This window comes from Kitasatospora sp. CB01950, assembly GCF_001905465.1.
Classification (GTDB): domain Bacteria; phylum Actinomycetota; class Actinomycetes; order Streptomycetales; family Streptomycetaceae; genus Kitasatospora.
Map to the genome: position 1 here is coordinate 96688 of NZ_LISX01000008.1, position 5070 is coordinate 101757.

3 protein-coding genes are annotated in these 5070 nt (G+C 71.9%); all 3 read left to right on the forward strand.

The window, feature by feature from the left end:
* The first annotated feature begins 407 nt into the window (after positions 1-407).
* Positions 408-3854 (forward strand): sensor histidine kinase, encoded by a 3447-nt coding sequence (locus AMK19_RS20960; protein WP_073814024.1) that lies wholly within the window; start codon positions 408-410, stop codon positions 3852-3854.
* A gap of 10 nt (positions 3855-3864) precedes the next feature.
* Positions 3865-4278, forward strand: a complete 414-nt coding sequence (locus AMK19_RS20965) for a roadblock/LC7 domain-containing protein (RefSeq protein WP_014138208.1) — start codon at positions 3865-3867, stop codon at positions 4276-4278.
* Between the two features lie 167 nt (positions 4279-4445).
* Positions 4446-5070 (forward strand): DUF742 domain-containing protein (locus tag AMK19_RS34465; protein WP_083647149.1); only part of this gene is annotated, 625 nt, incomplete at its 3' end.

A 5070-nucleotide genomic window follows, 5' to 3' on the forward strand; every position in this document is an offset into this window, starting at 1 on the left:
ACGCCCTCCTCGCCCGCCTGCGGTGAGTGCCGGAAGGCCCGGCCGGGGGCGCGCGCCAAGGATGGTTCGCGTCCCCCGGTAACAGTTCGACAGACATTTGCCGGGCCCTACTGACAGTGTGTAGCCAGTTGGTTCCGGTCCGCGCCAAAGACCTTGAGGTTTGCGGGAATTCAGCCGTAAATGTCCGCTTTCCACCCCATCCCCCCGGGGCAGGTCAGCCGTTTGTCCGCTTCTCCGGCTCGTGTTGGAATTCCAGCTGCCCCGTAGTACCCGTCGGGCCGCGGCCCGTCGAGGGGTAGCCGCCGGATAGATCCATGGCCGCCAGTCGGTCGAGAGGTTGTTGTCGAGTGAGGCGTAAGCAGCCAGTCACCCCGCAGCGGCGCTCCGAGCCCCGCCAGCAGGAACCGGTGAGCGGCCAGACCCCAGGTCAGTTCTCCGCGTTCGCCGCGGCCGAGGACCGCGGCGAACCGCAGCGCACCGCCCCCGCCGCAGCAGGCGACTCCGCCGAGCGCCCGGGCGCCGGCCAGGGCGCCCCCCGCAAGGGCGGCGGCCGGGCCGACTTCCTGTCCCCGCTGAACTGGCGGGTGCCGACCCGTCTGGTCGCCATCCTGGTCATCCCCGTGGTGATCGCGCTGGTCTTCGGCGGCCTGCGCGTCAACACCTCGCTGGACGACTACACCAACGCCGACCGCGCGGTGCGCGTCGCGAAGGTGGCGAGCGCCGCGACCAAGCTGGCCGACGCGCTGGAACAGGAGCGCGACGAGAGCCTGGTGCCGCTGCTCACCGGCCAGGGCGACCAGGGCGAGGTGAAGAAGCTCCGCGACCGCACCGACCAGGCGCTGACCGAGTACCGCTCCGCCTTCTCCAAGATCAAGGACGACCCGACGGTCTCCCGCCGCAACAGCCAGTTCGAGTCGATGGCGGTCTTCCTGCCGCACCTGCGGCAGAACGCCTACAAGCCGGAGCTGTTCGCGACCGCGACCGTCAACGCGTACTCGCTGCTGTTCGCGCCGCTGCTGTCGATGGACAACTCGGTCGGCTTCGGCTCCTCCAACGTCACCTCCAAGGGCCGCGCCATCTACGCGATGTCGCTGGCCAAGGCGGCCGCCTCGACCCAGCGCGCGCTGATGCTGCACCTGCTGGTCGGCCTCGGCGTCGGCGGCGTGGACGGCCACGAGGGCCAGGACCTGATCCAGGGCCTGATGGTCGCCTCCAAGCTGGAGCAGACCGCCCGCGACGAGTTCAACACCGCCTCCAGCGACGAGGAGGTGAAGGTCTACTCGGACGCCGAGGTCGCCCAGACCACCGCCGACCAGCGCCTCCCGCTCCGCATGCCGGACGGCCACACCATGCCCAGCATGGGCGCGCTGCTGATGGTCGGCATGAGCTACGGCAGCCAGCTGGCCACCTCCGCCAACGACCGCGACGCCGCCGCCCGCATCATCAACGCGGCCGGCGCCGACGGCCTGACCCGCCCGCTGTGGGACCAGGCCACCAAGAGCCACATGAACGCGCTGCGCGCGGCCGAGGGCGAGCTGCTCGACCAGGTCGTCGCCGACGCCCAGAGCATCAAGGACCGGGCGTTCGCCGACTGGGTGCTGAACGCGCTGATCGTGATCGCCTCGCTGGTGCTGGCCGGTCTGCTCACCGGCTACATCGCCCGCTCGATGATCCTCGGCATGCGGACCCTGAACACCGCCGCGCTGGACATCGCCAACCACCGCCTGCCGGAGCTGGTCGACAAGCTCTCCAAGACCGACCCGGAGCGCGTCGACACCGCCGTCACCCCGATCCCGCTGCACGGCAAGGACGAGATCGGCGAGGTCGCCCGCGCCTTCGACCAGGTCCACCAGCAGGCCGTCTCGCTCGCCGCCGAGCAGGCGCTGCTGCGGGGCAACGTCAACGCGATCTTCACCAACCTGTCGCGCCGCAGCCAGGGCCTGATCCAGCGCCAGCTGGCGCTGATCACCGACCTGGAGAACAACGAGGCCGACCCGGACCAGCTGGAGAACCTCTTCAAGCTGGACCACCTCGCCACCCGCATGCGCCGCAACGGCGAGAACCTCCTCGTCCTCGCGGGCGAGGAGCCCGGCCGCCGCTGGAACACGCCCGTCCCGCTGGTCGACGTGCTGCGTGCCGCCGCCTCCGAGGTGGAGCACTACGAGCGCATCGAGCTGGCCGGCATCCCCGAGGCCGACGTGGTCGGCCCCGCCGTGACCGACCTCGTCCACCTGCTCGCCGAGCTGCTGGAGAACGCCACCTCGTTCTCCTCCCCGCAGACCCGGGTGCTGGTCAACGCCACCGGCCTGCCGGACGGCCGGGTGCTGATCGAGATCCACGACAAGGGCATCGGCCTGACCGCCGACGACTTCGCCGAGATCAACGAGAAGCTCGCCGAGCCGCCCACGGTGGACGCCACCATCTCCCGCCGGATGGGCCTGTTCGTGGTCGGCCGGCTGTCCCAGCGGCACGACATCCGCGTGCAGCTGCGCCCCTCGGGCGAGTCGGCCGGGACCACCTCGCTGGTGATGCTGCCGCTGCACCTCACCCAGCTGGCCCGGATGCCCGAGCCGCAGGGCGAGGAGTTCACCGTCTCGCGGATCTTCTCCGACCAGGAGCCCACTCCCGCCGAGTGGTCCTTCGACGGCCCGGAGCGCACCGCCGCCGAGCTCGGCTTCGACGACCACCTGCCCACCCTCGGCGTGGCCGCCGGCGGCAACGGCTTCTCCCCCGCGCTGGAGTCCATGCAGCGCTCGCAGCGCCTGGAGGAGCGCCGCCGGGCCGCCCTGGAGGCCGGCCCCGGCGCCGCCGTCGCGGAGCCGATGGAGGCGGAGATCCTGGAGTCGCCGTACGGCGCGGAGGGCTTCCCCGCCGAGAACGGCTACCAGGCCCCGTACGGCGACGAGTACCGCCGTCCGGACTCCGACCCCTTCGCCGCCGCGTACGAGCCCCAGCAGGCCGCCCAGGGCGACGCGTACGGCTACCAGGACGCCGGCTACGGCCATGACCCGTACACGTCCGCCGAGCAGCCGTACCAGGACGACCCGTACGCGCCCGAGCAGTACCGGTCGCCGTACGCGCCGGCCGGCTACCAGGACGACGCCTACCAGGGCGGCCAGTACGGCGACGAGTACCAGCAGCAGTACGCCGCCGGACAGTACGCCGACGACCAGTACCAGGACGCCCAGTACGCCGACGGCTACGGGCAGCAGCAGCAGGAGTACGGCTACGAGGAGCCCGCCGGGCACCCGTACCCGGCGGAGGAGCTGCCGGCCCTGCCGCCGGCCGCCCCGGCGGACGGGACCACCGGCAGCGGGCTGCCGCAGCGCCGCCCCGGCCAGCAGTTGGCGGGCGCGGGCGGCGGGCAGCCCGGCACGGAGAGCCCGAACTGGTTCACCGGTGCGAGGGACACCTCCGCGCCCGCCGAATCCGAGTCGCGCGGCCACGACGTGTCGGCGCTCGGCGGCTACGGCCCGACCGGTCCGACCGCGGCGCCCAGCAGCGAGTGGGAGTCGCCCAACGACGGCGACTGGCAGCGCGCGGAGAAGCTCCGCGAGCCGTCCAGCTCCGGCATGACCCCCTCGGGTCTGCCGCGCCGGGTGCCTCGGCAGAACCTGGTGCCGGGCAACGCCAAGCCCACCGCGCAGGAGGGCCCGCAGGTCTCCCGCGACCCGAACGAGGTCCGCGGCCGCCTGACCAACCTGCGCCGCGGCGTCGAGCAGGGCCGCCAGGCCGGCGGCGACTCCGGCACCACCGGCACTTTCCGGATCGACCCCGACCCGGGGGCGTACGGTGATGGACCGCACAACAGCAGCACCGATCTCTTCGGCGGCTCGAACCAGCAGGAGCGTTGAGTTGACCCAGATGAGCCAGGCCGCACAGAACCTGAACTGGCTGATCACCAACTTCGTGGACAACACCCCCGGGGTGTCCCACACGGTGGTGGTCTCCGCCGACGGTCTGCTGCTGTGCATGTCCGAGGGGTTCCCCCGGGACCGTGCCGACCAGCTCGCCGCCGTTGCCTCCGGACTGACCTCGCTGACCTCCGGCGCCAGCCGGATCTTCGAGGGCGGCGACGTGACCCAGACCGTGGTCGAGATGGAGCGGGGCTTCCTGTTCCTGATGGCCGTCAGCGACGGCTCCGCGCTCGCGGTGCTCGCCTCGCCGGACTCCGACATCGGCCTGGTCGGCTACGAGATGGCCCTGCTGGTGGACCGCGCCGGCGCGGTCCTGACGCCCGCTCTGCGGGCCGAACTCCAGGGCAGTCTCCTGCACTGACGGTTCGTCGGATACCGTCCTGGTATTCGAAAGACCTCATTGCCCGTCCCGAGGTCGCTTCGGCGGCCTCGGGACCGGGCGTTGTACGGCCTTCGCACCACCGGCCTCGGCGCTCCTCCGGCGACGCGGCCAGCTACGCACCGCCGCACCCTTTGAGGAGATGAACCGTGACACCGCCCGACCACAGTGGCCAGTTCGGCGTCCCGTACGCGGGCTCCGGCCACGACGCTTTCGGGACTCCCGGCGTCGGCCACGGTCAGCAGCAGCAGTACGCGCCGCAGTTCAACAACGGTGGCCAGTCGTACCTGCCCCCGCAGTCCGACCCGCGCTGGTACCAGCAGCAGGACGGATACGGCCAGGCCTACCCCGGCCAGGAGGCGTTCCCGCACGACCCCGCCGACCTGCCGCACCGCTACGAGGCGCCGCACACCGAACAGCCTTACGAGGACGACGGGTTCGACGACCACGAGGACTCCGGACCGCTGATCCGCCCGTTCGCCATGACCGGCGGACGCACCCGGCCGCGGTACGAACTCGCCCTGGAAGCACTGGTTTCCGCGTCGGTCGACCCCGCCCGGCTGGCCACCCTGCTGCCCGAGCACCAGCGGATCTGCTCGCTGTGCGCCTCCGACGTGAAGTCGGTGGCCGAGATCTCCGCCCTGCTCGGCCTTCCCCTGGGAGTGGCCCGCATCCTCGTGGCGGACCTGGCCGAGGCCGGCCTGGTCGCCATCCACCAGCCCGCAGCCGGCGGTGAATCCGGCAACCAGCCCGACGTCACGCTGCTCGAAAGGG

Excerpts from the sequence above, each read along its gene's own strand:
- AMK19_RS20965 (WP_014138208.1), top strand. The coding sequence starts at position 3,865 with ATGAGCCAGGCCGCACAGAACCTGAACTGGCTGATCACCAACTTCGTG.